This is a genomic window from Veillonella parvula, assembly GCF_032577575.1.
In the GTDB taxonomy this organism is placed as follows: domain Bacteria; phylum Bacillota; class Negativicutes; order Veillonellales; family Veillonellaceae; genus Veillonella.
Genome location: NZ_JAWFVO010000001.1, coordinates 424,315 through 439,979, shown reverse-complemented (window position 1 = coordinate 439,979; position 15,665 = coordinate 424,315). Strand labels below are relative to the sequence as shown.

Genomic DNA, 15,665 nt, shown 5'->3' with positions numbered 1-15,665 from the left:
TTAGGAGGTGATTTCATGATTTATCGGATTTTACGCTATGTAATAGCCATTTTAGTAGGTACAGCAGCCTACGTGGGAATGGATAGCTTAGCACCTATTATTGACCCATATTTGGTTTCTCAATTTGAATCTTTTGGGGACATGTCGTTAACAATTGCACGTATTGCAGTATTAATCGTAGGTACTCTATTAGGCCTTGTTATTGGTTATCTGATTTCATCATTTATTCTGAAACAAGGTTTAGTAATTGCTAAAAGATTAGAGCGTATTCTTACTCATATTCCAAATCAAGAATTGATTGCAGGCACCATCGGTTTATTATTCGGCCTTATTATTGCAAATCTAATTGGTGTTGCATTCAATCAAGTACCTATTATAGGACCTTATATTCCTATAATTTTGAGTGCTATTTTTGGATATAGTGGACTTAAAATCATGGCTCGTAAAGGACCCGAAATGTACAATAATTACGTACAACAATGGGGAGGAGATAGCACTAAAAAAACAAGTCGTTTTAAAATGTTTTCAACTCATAAATTAGATAAATCCTCTAGTACGCCAAAATTACTAGATACTTCAGTTATCATTGACGGTCGTATCAAAGAACTATGTGCTACGGGCTTCATTGAAGGCCCTCTTATGGTGCCACTATTTGTATTAAATGAGTTACAGGTAATTTCTGACTCTGCGGATGCTACGAAACGCAACCGTGGTCGACGTGGCCTTGATATTTTGAAGGATATGCAAGATGCCAATAAGGTAGCTATAGAAGTTGTTGAAGATGATTATGATGATCTTGTAGAGGTTGATTCAAAACTTATGCGACTTGCTTTAGATAAGCAGTGGAAATTGATGACTAATGACTTTAACTTGAATAAGGTGGCTCGTGTACAAGGTATTGAAGTGCTTAACCTTAATGAATTGGCAAATGTATTAAAACCTGCTCTAATCGCTGGAGAATGGATTCGCGTTCAAATCATGAAAGAAGGTAAGGAAGTACACCAAGGTGTGGCTTATCTCGACGATGGCACGATGATTGTCGTAGAGGATGGTAAGCCTTATGTTGGTCAAAATGTAGAGGTTATGGTTACATCCATATTACAAACGAGTGCAGGACGGATGATTTTTGCTCGTGTAGATGGAGGACAAAATGGGCAAGGCAATTAGTTGTATCGTTCTCGCTGCAGGTGCTGGTCGCCGTATGGGATACAAAGAAAATAAGATATTTATTCCTTTAGGGGGACATTCTATTATTCAACGTACCATACAAAATGTAGAAAAGATTGAAGGTTTAAAAGAAATTATTCTTGTTGTAGCTGAAGGCGAACAAGAATATATGTCTAACCATATTCAAGGGTTGGATTTGCATATTCCTGTAAAGATAGTATTTGGTGGAAGAGAACGTCAAGATTCTGTGGCATATGGTCTCAAAGCTGTATCAGAAGATAGTAATATTGTGCTAGTTCATGATGGAGCGCGTCCATTAGCATCAACTAAACTGTTTGATTCTGTTGTTAGGGCCGCAATAGAATATAGAGCTGCTACTGTAGGTGTCCCTGCTACGGATACGATTAAACGGGTTAATACAGAGCATACCGTAATAGAAACCTTGAAACGCAGTGAGTTATACCAAATTCAAACACCACAAGGCTTTCAAAAAGATCTATTTAAAGAGGCCCATCAAAAGGCTCATGACGAAAAATATTTAGGCACTGATGATGTGTCCCTCGTCGAGTATTTAGGTAAGCCTGTACATATAGTAAGTGGAGACTATTGTAATATTAAGGTGACCACACCTAATGATATTGCAGTAGCAAAACGATATTTAGGAATTGAGGATAAGCGTATGCGCGTTGGATTTGGTTATGATATTCATCAATTAAAAGCAGGGCGTCCTTGTATCTTAGGTGGTGTTCATATCGAGTCTGACCTTGGTCCTGATGGTCACTCCGATGCAGATGTTCTCATTCATGCATTGATGGATGCCATGCTAGGTGCCGCTGGTTTACGGGATATTGGATACTATTTTCCACCTGAAGACGACCAGTATAAAGGGATTTCTAGCATGCTTTTACTAGAAAAAGTAAATTTCTTATTGAAAGAACGTGGGTTACAAGCCTATAATATTGATATTATGGTTATTTCTGAGACACCTAAATTAAAACCTCACATCGATATGATGAAGTCTAATTTACAGTCTATTTTAGAGATACCATTAGATCGTATTAGTATTAAAGCGACAACAAATGAAATGCTAGGGGCTATTGGTCGCCGCGAAGGCATTGCTGCACAAGCTGTCGTTTCTGTATATGAAGGAGAGATTTAATCATGAGTTCCATGAAAGTTCGTTTTGCTCCAAGCCCTACGGGTCCATTCCATATTGGTGGTGCTCGTTCTGCTTTATTTAACTGGTTATTAGCACGTAAGGAAAAAGGCACATTTGTATTGCGCATTGAAGATACAGATTTAGCTCGTTCTACACGTGAAAGTGAAGAGAATATTAAAGCTTCCTTACAATGGCTTGGCATGAACTGGGATGAAGGCATTGATGTAGGTGGTAATAATGGTCCTTACCGTCAAACAGAACGTCTTGATTTATATAAAGAAGTAACACAACGCTTATTGGATGAAGGTAAAGCTTATGAGTGTTACTGCACACCTGAAGAGTTAGATGCGGTGCGTCAAGATCAAATGGATCGTGGGGAAACACCAAAATACAACGGTCATTGTGAACACTTAGATGAAGAGACAAAGGCTAAATACATTGCTGAAGGTCGTAAACCTACAATTCGTTTGCGTGTACCGTTGAATAAAACATACGCTTTTGATGATATGGTACGTGGGCATGTATCCTTTGAGTCCAATGGTGTAGGTGACTTCGTTATCGTTAAATCCGATGGTATTCCTGTATATAACTTTGCTGTAGTAATGGACGATCATATGATGGGGATTACTCACGTTATTCGTGCAGAGGAACATCTATCCAATACACCTCGCCAAATGGCTATCTATGAAGCTCTTGGTTGGGAGGTCCCTAAGTTTGGTCATATTTCTTTGATTCTTGGTAAAGATTACAAAAAAATGTCCAAACGTCATGGTGCTACCTCTGTTGAACAATACAAACAATTAGGGTACTTGCCAGAAGCACTTGTAAACTTCTTGGCACTTCTTGGTTGGGCTCCTGAAGGTGAAGAAGAATTCTTCACACAAGATGAATTAATTCAGGCTTTCTCTATGGATCGGGTAGCGAAAAATCCTGCTGTGTTTGATATTGATAAATTGAACCATATAAATTTCCACTATATGAAGAATTTGAGTGATGAAGAGTTATTCCATCTTTGTTTACCGCATTTGAAAGAGGTTGGTTTAGCTCCAGATAGCTTGAATCAAGCTGATATTGATTGGTTGGCATTATTATGCTCTACATTCCGTGATCATATTAGCTATGGTGCTCAAATTAAAGATCATGTAGGCTTGTTTATGGGCGAAACAGTATTCCTTGAAGAGGGGCATGAAGAGGAGTTGCGTGCTGTATTGAATGAAGAAACAGCTCCAACAGTTCTCGGCGCTTTCCGGAATGCATTGGCTGAACTTGATGAAATTACACCTGAAGTTGTAAAAGCAACAATCAAGGCCGTAATGAAAGAAACCTCTTTAAAAGGTAAATTCGTATTTATGCCAATCCGTGTAGCTTTAACAGGTCAAATGCATGGTCCGGATTTGAATAATATTGTTACATTACTTGGTAAAGAAAAGTGCTTACATCGTTTAGATAATGTAGGTGCATTAACAAAATAAATTTGATCAATTAATCAAAGGAGTTCACGTAACAAGTGTTATGTGAACTCCTTTTGTATGTGTTGTTAATATTCTATAGAAATGCTATAATAATCGGCGTATTAAATTTTGATTTATTATGAAAGCGAGTGTTTTTATGAGTGTTATTCGTTCTATTAATCACTTATTCAATAGTTATCTATCCTGGATAGTACTATTGATGGCTGTTTTAGCATATATGCTACCTGCAGTATTTTCTTGGATGACTCCATATATTGCTTACATGCTACAGTTTGTTATGTTTGCGATGGGGTTAACATTAACGGCTCAAGTCTTTATTGATGTATTTAAGCAACCAATGAAGGTTATTCTCGTATCCGTAATCCAATTCTTATGGATGCCATTGGCAGGTTTCTTAGTAGCCTTAGCATTTAATTTTCCTCCAGAAGTTGGGATTGGTTTTATCTTGTTGGGTGCATGTCCTGGTGGTACTGCTTCTAATGTAATGACCTTCCTTGCAAATGGTAATGTTCCCTTATCCGTATCAGCAACAACTGTATCCACATTATTGGCACCTATTTTAACGCCTTTATTTGTCGTATTATATGCAGGTGCAACATCTTCTATTGAAATTCAATTTATGCCAATGTTTATATCCATTGTAAAAATCGTGTTAGTACCAATTATTTTGGGGATTGTATTGAATTACTTTATTGGCGCAAAAATTGAACCTGTAAAATCTGTATGTCCAACCATTGCAGCTATCGCGGTATTGCTTATCTTGGCAGCTGTAACTGCAGTTAACCAAAAGCAAATTGCCGAAACTGGTTTCATTATTTTTGTAGCGTGTTTAGTACAAAATTTGAGTGGTTATGTTGTGACATACTTTATATGTAAAGCTCTTAGTATTGATGTGTCTTCTCGTCGTGCTATGCAAATCGAAGTGGCTATGCAAAATTCTGCATTATCCGTATCTTTAGCACTAAAACACTTTACACCACAAGCTGCGGTAGCAGGTGCAGTATTCTCCATTATTCATAACTTTACAGGATCTATTTTTGCCGGTATTTGCCGTAAACATGATGATCAAGATAAATTAGAAAATGCTTAATATTAATTGATTTGATGTAATGACATTATTATTACTTGTGTGCTATAAAAGCTATTGTTATGAATGATAATAGTAATTTAATATTCTGATTATATATCCTCATCTTTCTAATTAAGCTATTTAAAATACCTATGTATGATATGTGAATAGCTGCCTATGAAAGATGGGGATCTTTCTTGTAAATATTGACATTCTATAGCTTTATTGGTAAAATATTTTTATATATGAATATAGATTATTTTAATAGCTGAGACTGAAAGAAGTACTCTACAACTAACTTTTTAGCGAGAACCGATGGTGGGAGGGTTCATGGATAGGTAGATGAAATGCATTCACGAGCTGACACTCCGATTATAGGTAGGTTTGTCCGGCGACGCACCGTTATGCGATGAGTGGGTATCGCTATTGGTACCTAACAGAGTGGAACCGCGGACCATCGTCTCTGTATGAGATGAGAGGTCTTTTTTATTTTACAAAATTGGAGGCATCGGTAACGATGAGAGAAATTACTGTTTATAATACTATGACGCGCCAAAAAGAGGTTTTTAATCCTGTAACACCAGGTGAGGCAAAAATGTACGTATGTGGTGTCACACCATACAATCATCCTCATATTGGCAATGCTCGTCCTTTTGTGACTTGGGACGTAATTCGTCGCTATATGAAACATGTAGGCTATAAAGTAACCTATGTACAAAACTTTACTGATGTGGATGATAAAATCATCAATACTTCTAATGGTGAAGGCGTCTCTTGGGATACCATTGCAAATCGTTATATCGATAGTTATTTTGAAGTAATGGATGCATTAGGTGTACAACGGGCTGATATGTATCCACGTGTATCTACGCATATTGATGATATCATTGCTATGATTAAAACATTGATTGACAAGGGCTACGCCTATGAACTCGATGGCGATGTATATTATAGTGTGGAGAAATTTGAACATTACGGTGAGTTATCTGGTCGTACATTAGACGATATGGAGGCAGGCGCACGTATTGAAGTAGATGGTCGTAAGAAGAATCCTATGGACTTTGCTTTGTGGAAAGCAGCAAAACCTGGTGAACCTTATTGGGAAAGCCCATGGGGGAATGGTCGTCCAGGCTGGCACATTGAATGTTCTGCTATGAGCCAAAAATATTTAGGCACAGAATTTGACTTCCACGGTGGTGGTAGCGATTTGATTTTCCCTCATCATGAAAATGAAATTGCTCAATCAGAAGGTTGCTCTGGTCAACATCCAGCAGTGCGCTACTGGTTGCACAATGGTTTTATCACTATTAACTCTGAAAAAATGTCTAAGTCCTTGAATAATTTCTTCTTGGTAAAAGATATTTTAGAACAATATAGTCCTGATGCATTGCGTTATTTCTTATTGAGCACGCATTACCGTAGCCCATTAGATTTCTCTGATGAGCGTCTAGAAGAAGCTAATAAATCTTTGGAACGGTTAAGCACAGCTATTGAAAACCTTCTTTACCTTGAAAAATGTGAGCCAGGCTCATGTGATGAAGCTCAACGCTTATTAGAAAAAGCGAAAGCATACGAAGAAGAATTTGAGGATGCTATGAGTGATGATTTCAACACTGCTCTAGCAACTTCTAGTATGTTCGGTCTTGCAAAAGAAATTAATATCTACTATCAAGCTGTAACAAGTAGAGAAGGCGTTGTTTGCCAAGAGGCAATTGCTGAAGTGAAACGAATCTTCAAATTTATGACAGATGTTATTGGTGTTCTTGAAAAAGCTTGGGAAGGCAATACGGGTGCTAATGCTGCTGAATACGAAGAATTAATGCAAGTTATTCTTTCTGTACGTCAAGCTTGTCGGGACCAAAAGCAATGGGCATTAGCTGATTGTATTCGCGATCGATTAGCTGAGATTGGTATTACTATTGAGGACTCCCCTCAAGGTGCACGGTGGAAAAAACGTGAAGTTTAAACAATTTCAATTCTTAAAGAATGAAGCGATAAAAAAACTGACGGCTCTTGAAGAAGAGCCGCTTCGTTTGCGTAATCGGACTATAGAAGAGTGCCTAAGTGCTGATGCAGTTATGCTAGCTTATATCGGCGATGCAGTATACTCCATGTATGTACGCGAACGAGTAGTGCAAATGAATATCACAAAGGTACAGGTATTGCATACAATTGTTACTGAATTTATTTGTGCTAAATCACAGGCGAAAGTATTGCTAGAAATAGAAGATGCTTTCACAGAAGAGGAACAAGCTATTGCACGCCGTGCTAGAAATAGTAATGTAAACGTGCCTAAAAGTAGTACTGTTCAAGAATATCGCAGTAGTACGGCCTTTGAAGCAGTACTAGGATTTCTTTATGAAACGCGCCAAGAAGACCGCTTACAGCATATCTTGGGGCAAGCCTTTTCTATAACTCTACGAGGTATGTAGTATGGATAATTATATTGTAGGTCGCAATGCGGTTAAAGAAGCCCTTAAAAGTGGCCGTTCTATTCAACGTATTCTGGTCAGTGAAGATAAGGTAAAAACAGGGTTAGCTGATATTGTAGGCCTTGCTAAATCTCAAGGAATTGAAGTTAGACCTACACCAGTTAAACAGATGAATAAGTACGATTTGGAGGTACCACATCAAGGGGTTATAGCTCTTGTATCGGCCGTTCAATTTAAAGAATTGGGAGAGGTATTACAAGAAACGACACATGAGGTTCCTTTACTCATCTTAACGGATGGGGTTGAAGACCCACATAATATGGGAGCTATCATTCGTACTGCTGAATGTGCGGGAGCTACGGCTGTACTCATTCCTAAACGACATAATGCGCCTATTAATGCTACTGTTGCAAAGACATCTGCTGGAGCTATTGAACAAATTCCACTTGTACAAATTGGCAATGTAGTGCAAACCATTAAACAACTTCAAAAACAAGGATTTTGGGTAATGGGGGCTCATATGGAAGGTGATCGTACCTTGTATGAAGCAGATATGACAATTCCTACGGTTATAGTCATTGGTAATGAAGGTAAGGGGATTAGTCGCGTTGTAAAAGAAGCTTGTGATTTCCTTGTAACAATTCCTATGTATGGAAATTTGAATTCTTTGAATGCATCTGTTGCAGCTGCAGTTCTTATGTATGAGGCGGTACGTCAACGCCAGGCGAAATAATCATGCTAAAAGATATTTTAATTGTAGACGGCTATAATGTTATTTTTGCTTGGACTCATTTGAAAAAATTGGCTCATGAGTCTTTAGAACATGCGAGAATGGAGCTTCGAGATAGATTGTTGAACTATGGTAAATTTAAGGGTTACGAAGTAATCCTTGTATTTGATGGTAAGTATACAAAATCTGGAGGTTCCATTGAATCTATTACAAGTGGATTTATCGAAGTGTATACTGAGGATGGAGAAACGGCGGATTCCTTTATTGAACGAGAGGTATTTTTACGTAAAGGCAAATATACTAATGTATATGTTGTAACCTCCGATGGGGCAGAACAGAATCAAATTCTAGGCTCTGGCGGGTTGCGCATTCCTGCTCGTGAGTTGCAAAATATGATTCGTATTGCTAAGGAAGAAGAACGACTTCAATATGCTCATGAACATAGACGTGATCAATTCTCAGTGCGTCGTAATGAAGTGGGAGGTTTATTATCTCCTGAAGTTGCTGAAAAGCTCGAGAAATTGCGTCGAGGTCATTGATAGTTGAAAATCATATACCGTTCCAGTATAATAAATATATTGGTTTTTCTCGCTCAATTGTAAGGAGGAGCTTATGAAAATGATTCATACACGCAAGTCCGATTACAATTTCAAGGAAATGACCGATGAGCAAGTTGTGGTCATAGCTCAGGAAGAGCAAAATGAGTTTGCAATCGATTATATTGTTAATAAATATAAGAACTTTGTAAGAGCTAAGGCTCGCTCCTATTTTTTGGTAGGTGCCGACCGAGAGGATATCATCCAAGAAGGGATGATTGGACTCTATAAGGCGACGCGAGATTTTAAACATGATAAATTAGCGTCTTTTAGAGCCTTTGCGGAACTTTGTATAACTAGACAAATTATTACAGCTATTAAATCGGCTACAAGACAAAAACATGCGCCTTTGAACTCCTATATATCCTTAAATAAACCGGTGTATACAGAGGACTCTGAGCGTACATTGATTGAAATGCTATCTTCAACAAAGATTACAAATCCTGAAGACCTCATTATCAGTCAAGAGGAACTAGATGATATTGAGCGCAATATTGGTCATATTTTAAGTGATCTCGAATGGGAAGTCTTGGAAGGATACCTTGATGGACGTTCCTATCAAGAAATGGCTGAGGTCACAGATCGTAGTGTTAAATCTATTGATAATGCGCTACAAAGGGTAAAACGTAAATTAGAGAAGTATTTAGAACATCGTGTATTGGGCTCGCATCGAGCATCACAGGAAGGATGACAGTCGTGACAAATTTCTTAATGATTGTAGAAGTAATCGTATCTATTTTATTAATTGTAGTAGTTGTTGCACAAAATAGCAAAAATGCAGGCATGGGCGGTGCTGTTTCTGGTGCGGCAGACTCTTCTTTTGGTGGTAAGCAACGCGGTTTAGATGCTTTCTTATCTAAATGTACGATTATATTGGGGATTATCTTTGCTGTGTTGAGCTTAGTGTTAGGGGCAATGATTAATCAATTCTAATGATGAAAGCCTGCTTTGCAGGCTTTTTCTTTTTTCATCCTAATAAGGGGGTGCAGATTTGAAGAAGAAGGTATTGGACTTTTATAAATCTATACAACCACATGCATACCATATTGAGGATGCAGCAATGGATAATCGTATTCGAGGTGGCAAAGATCTTGAAATGTTTATTCGATCTGCGAAAATGCTCGCCCGTGAAGGCGTATTAACTTCATCTCGACCAGATGTATACCGATATGAAGATCAACAGCATGAAGAATATGAAGGTATCTACAAAGGATATCGTAAATCTTATGGATTTGTTATTATGCTAAATGATGAAGATATTTATGTAGCAGAACAAAATAAAGGAACTACTATGCATAATGATAAGGTACGTGTTCGTATTGTACCATCAGATTATACAAAGCATAAACGTGAAGGCATCATCGTTGATGTTATTGAGCGTGCTAATGAAACCATAGTTGGTACTTACGACAGACAACAACACTTCGGCTTTGTTGTACCAGATGATGAACGTATTGGAACAGATATTTTTGTAGATTTAAAAGATACTTTAGATGCTCGGAGTGGAGCTAAGGTACTAGTAAAAATTACAAAATGGCCTGAAGGCAATAAAAAACCTGAAGGAATTATAACAGAAATTTTAGGCTATAAGGGGGATGTAGGCCTAGACATTAACTGTATTATGGCTAATCATAAGATTCCTTTTGCATTCCCTAAAGAGGTAATTGAGGCAAGTGAGAAGATAGATACTATTGTTCATGAAGATCCGAAGCGGTGGGATCTTAGAGACTTACAAATGGTAACTATCGATGGAGAAGATGCAAAAGATCTTGACGATGCTGTAAGTGGTCGTAAATTACCAAATGGTAATTATGAGCTAGGCGTACACATTGCGGATGTTAGTCATTATGTTACTTCAGGCCAGCCTATTGATAATGAAGCATACAAGCGGGGGACTTCAGTTTACTTAGTGGACCGCGTAGTACCAATGTTACCAGAGGTATTATCGAATGGTATTTGTAGTTTAAATGCCCATGAAGATCGCTATGCTATGACGTGTATGATGGAAATTGATGATTCAGGTACAGTTGTTAATTATCGTATTCGTCCGTCTATTATCCATGTAGGACGTCGTTGCAGCTATAAAGAAGTTTATAAAGCGTTAGAGGAAAATATTGTTCCTGACGATTTAGTAGATTTTATTCCTATGCTTCGTGACTTAGCAGAAATTTCTAAGATTTTAAATCGTATGCGTCGTCGTAGAGGGGCATTAGACTTTGATTTTTCGGAATATAAGGTATTACTTGATCTCGATGGTACACCGTTGCGTATCGTAAAACGCGATCGAACTATGGCAGAGCGGCTTATCGAAGAATGTATGCTCATTGCTAATGAGACGGTAGCTACGCATTTAAAGGATACTCAACGTACATCGGTATATCGTATTCATGAACATCCTAGTGAAGAAAAATTGGATTTATTCCAAAAGGTATTACATTATTTAGGTCAAACTCTTGTCCTTAGTGCTGATGGTGTAACACCACGAGATTTCCAAAAAATCCTTGATGTAGTGAAGGGACAAGATATCGAGCAAGTGGCTCAAATTATGACCTTACGTTCTATGCAGCAAGCGAAATATAGCATTGAAAACGTCGGCCATTTTGGGTTAGCATCCACTTGCTATACGCATTTTACATCTCCCATTAGACGTTATCCGGATTTGATGGTACATCGACTTTTAAAAGCGGATATGCACTGGAAGGGTGGATACTCTAAACGAGATGTAGATGAAGCTTTCTTAGCTGGTGCTGTGGAACATTCTTCCATACAAGAACAAGTGGCAACCGAGGCAGAACGAGAAACTACGGATCTAAAGAAGACTCAATACATGGTTCCATTTGTAGGTGAAGTTTTTGAAGGCACTATTGCGAGCATAACCTCCTTTGGCATGTTCGTAGAGTTAGAGAATGGTATCGACGGTCTCGTGCATATTAGCATGATGAACGACGATTATTATTTCTTTGACGAAGAACATTTTGTTCTTGTTGGTAAGCGGACAGGTAAAACCTATCACTTAGGTGAAAAGGTTACTGTTACACTTGTAAAAGCCGATGTAGAAAAGAAACAAATCGATTTTGTTCTTGGTGAAGTAGATAATCTGATGGCTATCCAAGAACAATTGAGTAGTGGCTCTGACCATGCTACTAGTCGTGATGGTTTTGGAAATCTAAAGGGGCGAAAGTCATCCCGAAAAAACGGTAGAAAAACTTCTAAACGAGATGATTCAAAAGCTGGGCGTTCTAGATATGATGCTTTCAGTAAAAAATCTAAAAAAGGTAAATCGAGTCGCAAGAAGTCAAATAAAGCTACAAAACGTAGTCAATCTAAAAAATCTAAAAGTAAACGTAAACGATAGAGGAGAATATGGCAAAGAAATCTAGCCCATCGCTTATTGCTGACAATCGTAAGGCGCGTCATGATTTTCATATTCATGAAACCTATGAAGCTGGTATTGCTTTAACAGGAACTGAAATAAAGTCTATTCGTCAAGGTAAGCTTAATCTTAAGGACAGCTTTTGTCGTATAGATAAAGGGGAAATTTTATTGTATGGTGTACATATCAGTCCGTATGAACAAGGTAATCGTTTTAACCATGAACCGGAGCGGACACGCAAGTTGTTGATGCATAAATCTGAAATCAATAAGTTACATGCTCAAGTTAAGGAAAAAGGATTTTCTTTAGTGCCGCTAAACTTTCATTTCAGTCACGGTTATGTAAAGGTTACTGTAGGTCTAGTAACTGGTAAGAAACTTTATGACAAGCGTCAAGATATGGCGGAACGTGATGCCAAGCGCGATATTGCTAAGCGAATCAAAGAACAACAAAAATATTAAGAGTCATAAGGAATCAAGTCGATATGGCTTGGTTCTTTTTTATATATTTGTTAACTATATTATTTTTAGTGGTTGATAAAAATACAGTGAGAATTTATAATGTAAACAATAAGAGGTGTTTGTAGTTGACATTTTCTAAGTAGAGGAGATATATTATGAATCAGAACATTCGGTACATTACAGAGGTTGCTATTTTAACTGCCATGATTACTGTATTAGGGGCTATTAAAATACCTAATGTCATTCCAGGTATAGAGTTTCAACTATCAGCCCCGTTGGCGGTAGCGATATGTGCCGTATTCGGATTTAAAAAGTATATTATAAGTGGTTGTTTATCTAGTCTAATAGGCTTAGCATTAGGTACTCAAACTATTTTAAATGTTATGATTGCTATGCAATTCCGGCTCATTGTGGGACTAATCCTTTGGATTTGCCATAATCACATGATAGGTATTATGGTTTCTGGTCCAATTGCATCTGCTTTAGCGCGATTATCTTTGTCTTTATACGTTGGTAAGGCTGCATTACCGATGATAGCTCTCGCAGTTCCAGGTATGATCTTTACAGTAATTATGGCACCAGTATTTGTGAAAGTATTCCATAAAATTCACAACCAAGTACCTCAAAGTAATGTAGTTAAAGGTAAGGTATCATAATGGACGAATTATATAGTGTGCGTATGCGCGCGGCTCAAGGTGGTCCCCATGAAAACGGGGGCCACCATATTTCTGGCGCAGAACGCATTGTGACCTTAAATCAAGTTGGAGCTATCGCTCAGTCTTTAGCCGAACGAGCACTACATCATAGTAAGGGGACAGCTGATTTTATCAATATTACAGTGGACTTGATTCCTTCAGAAACAATTACATATATAGAATGCTTAAAAGTAAATGAACATTTTGCTAATACTGTTGCTGAGGCGCATCAATTAGCTGTTGAACTTTTACAGGGCGCTGATATTAGTGAAACTGCTGTTAAACATGCTATTTATCTATTAGAAGGTTTAGATTCATCTATGCGAGGTGCTATGTTGGTTGACGCAATTTCTGGTGAGCGCATAGATTCTGGTAACCGTGGTGTTCGCGTGAGTCATATGGACTCCTTTGATTCTGAAAAACTAGGGGATAATGAACATATGAGAGAGGCCTTAGTATTGGCCTCTAAAGTACAATCTGCTGAAGGGATTGTAGGTGAATTATGTTGGTCTGATGATCCTGATTACACAGTAGGCTATGTGGCTTGCAATGATATTTACCATCGAATTCCTAGCATGAAAGAATTTGGATCTAATCTAGGAGGGCGTGTATTTTTTGTTAAAACAAATACTGATGTGGACTGTGTAATCAAGTATTTGGAAAAAGCACCAGTACTTGTTCAGCGGTGATTGTATGTATAAATTCTTCCAAGAGCAATTAGATAATAAAATCAATAACCTAAATTTGCGCACATTAACGGAATATTGCCCTATAGACGCAGTACGGGTTAGAAGAGATGATAAAGAATATTTGATGATGGCATCAAATAACTATTTAGGGCTTACTTTTGATGAACGTGTAATAGAAGGGGCCATTAAAGGGGCTCAACAATATGGTACTGGATCAGGTGGATCGCGTCTAGTATCCGGTACATTTCCCTTGTTTACAGATCTTGAAAGAGAACTAGCAAAATTTAAGAATACAGAAAAAGCCCTCGTATTTAATACGGGTTACATGGCAAATGTAGGAACCATTTCTGCCATAGCAGATAAGAATACTATTATTTTTAGCGATGCTTTAAATCATGCTAGTATTATAGATGGTTGTAGACTGAGTAGAGGATCTGTAAAGGCTTATAACCATTGTGATGTAGACGAATTAAAGTATTTATTGAAAGAAGTAGAACGAAATACAAGAAAGCTAATTGTCACAGATGGTGTATTTAGCATGGATGGCGATATAGCTCCATTGGATAAGCTCTACGAGCTTAGCCGTGAGTATAATGCTTTACTTATGGTAGACGATGCTCATGCGACGGGTACCATTGGTAGCGGTCATGGAACGGCTGCTTATTATGGTCTTGAAAAAGAAGTGGATATTCAGCTAGGTACATTGAGCAAATCGTTAGGTTCTGTTGGCGGCTATGTAGCTGCTAATAGCACCATCATTGATTATCTTGTGAATATGAGTCGTAGCTTTATATTCTCCACTGCATTATCTCCTGCTGACATAGGGGCAGCCCTGGCTGCATTACATGTTCTTGAGTCTGATACATCTGTTTTAAGGCGACTACAAAATAATGTGAACTATATGGCAGATTGCTTAAATTCTATAGGAATATATGCTACGAATGATACTCCAATTTTCCCAATACTTATCGGTAGTAATGAGGATACTCTAACAGTATCAAATTATTTATACAATGCTGGAATTATAGGTACAGCGATACGTCCGCCTACAGTTCCTGTTGGTGAAAGTAGAATTCGTTTAACCGTTACAGCTGCTCATAATAAAGAACAAATTGATTATGTGTGCCAATCACTGCATAATGCTTTGAAGCAATTAGACTCATGATAGTAGATAATATATCTAAATAAAGACAGTATTAAAAGAATCCTAAATTGATTGGTTAATTAGTCTATATTAGATAAATCGAGTAGTCTAAGAAGAGTGAATATATCTGAACTGTAAAGGTTTCATACAATTGACAGTAATACCAAATAGGCTTATAATTATTAAACCGACGCACGGGGATGTAAAGGTTTCGACAGGGGTGCGTGTGGTATAGATAGCGAGTCGGCGTTCCATGAGGCCGTTAAACGGTGGGAAAACATTTAAACGCAGAAGAAAATTTTGCATTAGCTGCATAAGCTACGTCCCTCATACTTGTGCCTACCAAGTGTGAATGGACGTCAAACAGTAGGCTGGTCTAATTTAGTTGTTCATATGAATTAGGCGAGACAATATGAACTGGGGTTGTGTAGCTTGTCTGTGAGCGATAGCAACCTGAGACTTAAATCATAGACTGTGCTCGGAGAAGTCTATATGGCAACACTTTTGGACAGGGGTTCGACTCCCCTCATCTCCACCAAAATAGAAGCGTACATTTTAAGAAATAAGTCTGCGCTTACAGATAAATTTGTGATTATTCGGCTATAATTGATATAGAACAGCCGATTAAATGGTTTTAAAACCGTCTAGGTAGATTCTTAGGCGGTTTTTTGTATATTA

At 37.9% G+C, this 15,665-nt stretch carries 15 protein-coding genes, 1 other RNA gene and 1 other annotated feature; all 16 genes read left to right on the top strand.

Going from position 1 to position 15,665, the window contains the following annotated elements; translation table 11 throughout:
* Nucleotides 1-15 precede the first annotated feature (15 nt).
* The 16 genes from E7K77_RS02045 to ssrA all read left to right on the top strand — a co-directional run bounded on the left by E7K77_RS02045 (nt 16) and on the right by ssrA (nt 15,525).
* On the top strand, nt 16-1,167 hold the full coding sequence (locus E7K77_RS02045; protein ID WP_004696009.1) for a PIN/TRAM domain-containing protein: 1,152 nt from the start codon (nt 16-18) through the stop codon (nt 1,165-1,167).
* Nucleotides 1,151-2,326, top strand: coding sequence for a bifunctional 2-C-methyl-D-erythritol 4-phosphate cytidylyltransferase/2-C-methyl-D-erythritol 2,4-cyclodiphosphate synthase (locus E7K77_RS02040; RefSeq protein ID WP_077708469.1), 1,176 nt, complete (start codon nt 1,151-1,153; stop codon nt 2,324-2,326). The genes E7K77_RS02045 and E7K77_RS02040 overlap by 17 nt, the downstream gene beginning before the upstream one ends.
* 2 nt (nt 2,327-2,328) lie before the next feature.
* On the top strand, nt 2,329-3,798 hold the full coding sequence (gene gltX / locus E7K77_RS02035; protein ID WP_123137908.1) for a glutamate--tRNA ligase: 1,470 nt from the start codon (nt 2,329-2,331) through the stop codon (nt 3,796-3,798).
* Between the two features lie 136 nt (nt 3,799-3,934).
* Nucleotides 3,935-4,888: a bile acid:sodium symporter family protein gene (locus tag E7K77_RS02030; RefSeq protein WP_230949586.1), complete on the top strand. Its 954-nt coding sequence runs from the start codon at nt 3,935-3,937 to the stop codon at nt 4,886-4,888.
* 240 nt (nt 4,889-5,128) lie between these two features.
* Nucleotides 5,129-5,335: a binding site (T-box leader), on the top strand.
* 49 nt (nt 5,336-5,384) lie between these two features.
* Complete coding sequence (gene cysS / locus E7K77_RS02025) at nt 5,385-6,833, top strand: cysteine--tRNA ligase (protein ID WP_123137909.1); 1,449 nt, start codon at nt 5,385-5,387, stop codon at nt 6,831-6,833.
* Nucleotides 6,823-7,299: a Mini-ribonuclease 3 gene (locus tag E7K77_RS02020; protein ID WP_123137910.1), complete on the top strand. Its 477-nt coding sequence runs from the start codon at nt 6,823-6,825 to the stop codon at nt 7,297-7,299. The genes cysS and E7K77_RS02020 overlap by 11 nt, the downstream gene beginning before the upstream one ends.
* 1 nt (nt 7,300) lies before the next feature.
* Nucleotides 7,301-8,032, top strand: a complete 732-nt coding sequence (gene rlmB / locus E7K77_RS02015) for a 23S rRNA (guanosine(2251)-2'-O)-methyltransferase RlmB (RefSeq protein WP_024061847.1) — start codon at nt 7,301-7,303, stop codon at nt 8,030-8,032.
* A 2-nt stretch (nt 8,033-8,034) separates the two neighbouring features.
* The gene (locus tag E7K77_RS02010) at nt 8,035-8,568 is read left to right on the top strand and encodes an NYN domain-containing protein (RefSeq protein ID WP_004695995.1); all 534 of its coding nucleotides are present in this window, start codon (nt 8,035-8,037) and stop codon (nt 8,566-8,568) included.
* A 73-nt stretch (nt 8,569-8,641) separates the two neighbouring features.
* A complete protein-coding gene (sigH, locus tag E7K77_RS02005; protein ID WP_119563007.1) occupies nt 8,642-9,316 on the top strand; it encodes an RNA polymerase sporulation sigma factor SigH in 675 nt (224 codons plus the stop codon).
* A gap of 5 nt (nt 9,317-9,321) precedes the next feature.
* Nucleotides 9,322-9,558: a preprotein translocase subunit SecG gene (gene secG / locus E7K77_RS02000; RefSeq protein ID WP_004695991.1), complete on the top strand. Its 237-nt coding sequence runs from the start codon at nt 9,322-9,324 to the stop codon at nt 9,556-9,558.
* Between the two features lie 58 nt (nt 9,559-9,616).
* Entirely contained in the window at nt 9,617-11,980 is a 2,364-nt protein-coding gene (gene rnr / locus E7K77_RS01995) for a ribonuclease R (protein WP_123137911.1), read from the top strand.
* 8 nt (nt 11,981-11,988) lie between these two features.
* Nucleotides 11,989-12,459 carry an SsrA-binding protein SmpB gene (smpB, locus tag E7K77_RS01990; RefSeq protein ID WP_004695987.1) on the top strand — a complete coding sequence of 157 codons (471 nt, stop codon included), beginning with the start codon at nt 11,989-11,991 and terminating at the stop codon, nt 12,457-12,459.
* Nucleotides 12,460-12,614: 155 nt separating this feature from the next.
* Nucleotides 12,615-13,115, top strand: coding sequence for a hypothetical protein (locus E7K77_RS01985; protein ID WP_101928323.1), 501 nt, complete (start codon nt 12,615-12,617; stop codon nt 13,113-13,115).
* Complete coding sequence (locus E7K77_RS01980; protein WP_101928322.1) at nt 13,115-13,843, top strand: 6-carboxyhexanoate--CoA ligase; 729 nt, start codon at nt 13,115-13,117, stop codon at nt 13,841-13,843. The genes E7K77_RS01985 and E7K77_RS01980 overlap by 1 nt, the downstream gene beginning before the upstream one ends.
* A 4-nt stretch (nt 13,844-13,847) precedes the next feature.
* Entirely contained in the window at nt 13,848-15,008 is a 1,161-nt protein-coding gene (gene bioF / locus E7K77_RS01975; protein WP_101928321.1) for an 8-amino-7-oxononanoate synthase, read from the top strand.
* A 175-nt stretch (nt 15,009-15,183) separates the two neighbouring features.
* Nucleotides 15,184-15,525: a transfer-messenger RNA gene (gene ssrA, locus E7K77_RS01970) on the top strand.
* The last annotated feature ends 140 nt before the right edge of the window (nt 15,526-15,665 follow it).

What these genes read in the sequence shown, in the direction of transcription:
- E7K77_RS02045 (WP_004696009.1), top strand. Translation starts at nt 16, where the DNA reads ATGATTTATCGGATTTTACGCTATGTAATAGCCATTTTAGTAGGTACA.
- E7K77_RS02040 (WP_077708469.1), top strand. Translation starts at nt 1,151, where the DNA reads ATGGGCAAGGCAATTAGTTGTATCGTTCTCGCTGCAGGTGCTGGTCGC.
- gltX (WP_123137908.1), top strand. Translation starts at nt 2,329, where the DNA reads ATGAGTTCCATGAAAGTTCGTTTTGCTCCAAGCCCTACGGGTCCATTC.
- E7K77_RS02030 (WP_230949586.1), top strand. Translation starts at nt 3,935, where the DNA reads ATGAGTGTTATTCGTTCTATTAATCACTTATTCAATAGTTATCTATCC.
- cysS (WP_123137909.1), top strand. Translation starts at nt 5,385, where the DNA reads ATGAGAGAAATTACTGTTTATAATACTATGACGCGCCAAAAAGAGGTT.
- rlmB (WP_024061847.1), top strand. Translation starts at nt 7,301, where the DNA reads ATGGATAATTATATTGTAGGTCGCAATGCGGTTAAAGAAGCCCTTAAA.
- E7K77_RS02010 (WP_004695995.1), top strand. Translation starts at nt 8,035, where the DNA reads ATGCTAAAAGATATTTTAATTGTAGACGGCTATAATGTTATTTTTGCT.
- sigH (WP_119563007.1), top strand. Translation starts at nt 8,642, where the DNA reads ATGAAAATGATTCATACACGCAAGTCCGATTACAATTTCAAGGAAATG.
- smpB (WP_004695987.1), top strand. Translation starts at nt 11,989, where the DNA reads ATGGCAAAGAAATCTAGCCCATCGCTTATTGCTGACAATCGTAAGGCG.
- E7K77_RS01985 (WP_101928323.1), top strand. Translation starts at nt 12,615, where the DNA reads ATGAATCAGAACATTCGGTACATTACAGAGGTTGCTATTTTAACTGCC.
- E7K77_RS01980 (WP_101928322.1), top strand. Translation starts at nt 13,115, where the DNA reads ATGGACGAATTATATAGTGTGCGTATGCGCGCGGCTCAAGGTGGTCCC.
- bioF (WP_101928321.1), top strand. Translation starts at nt 13,848, where the DNA reads ATGTATAAATTCTTCCAAGAGCAATTAGATAATAAAATCAATAACCTA.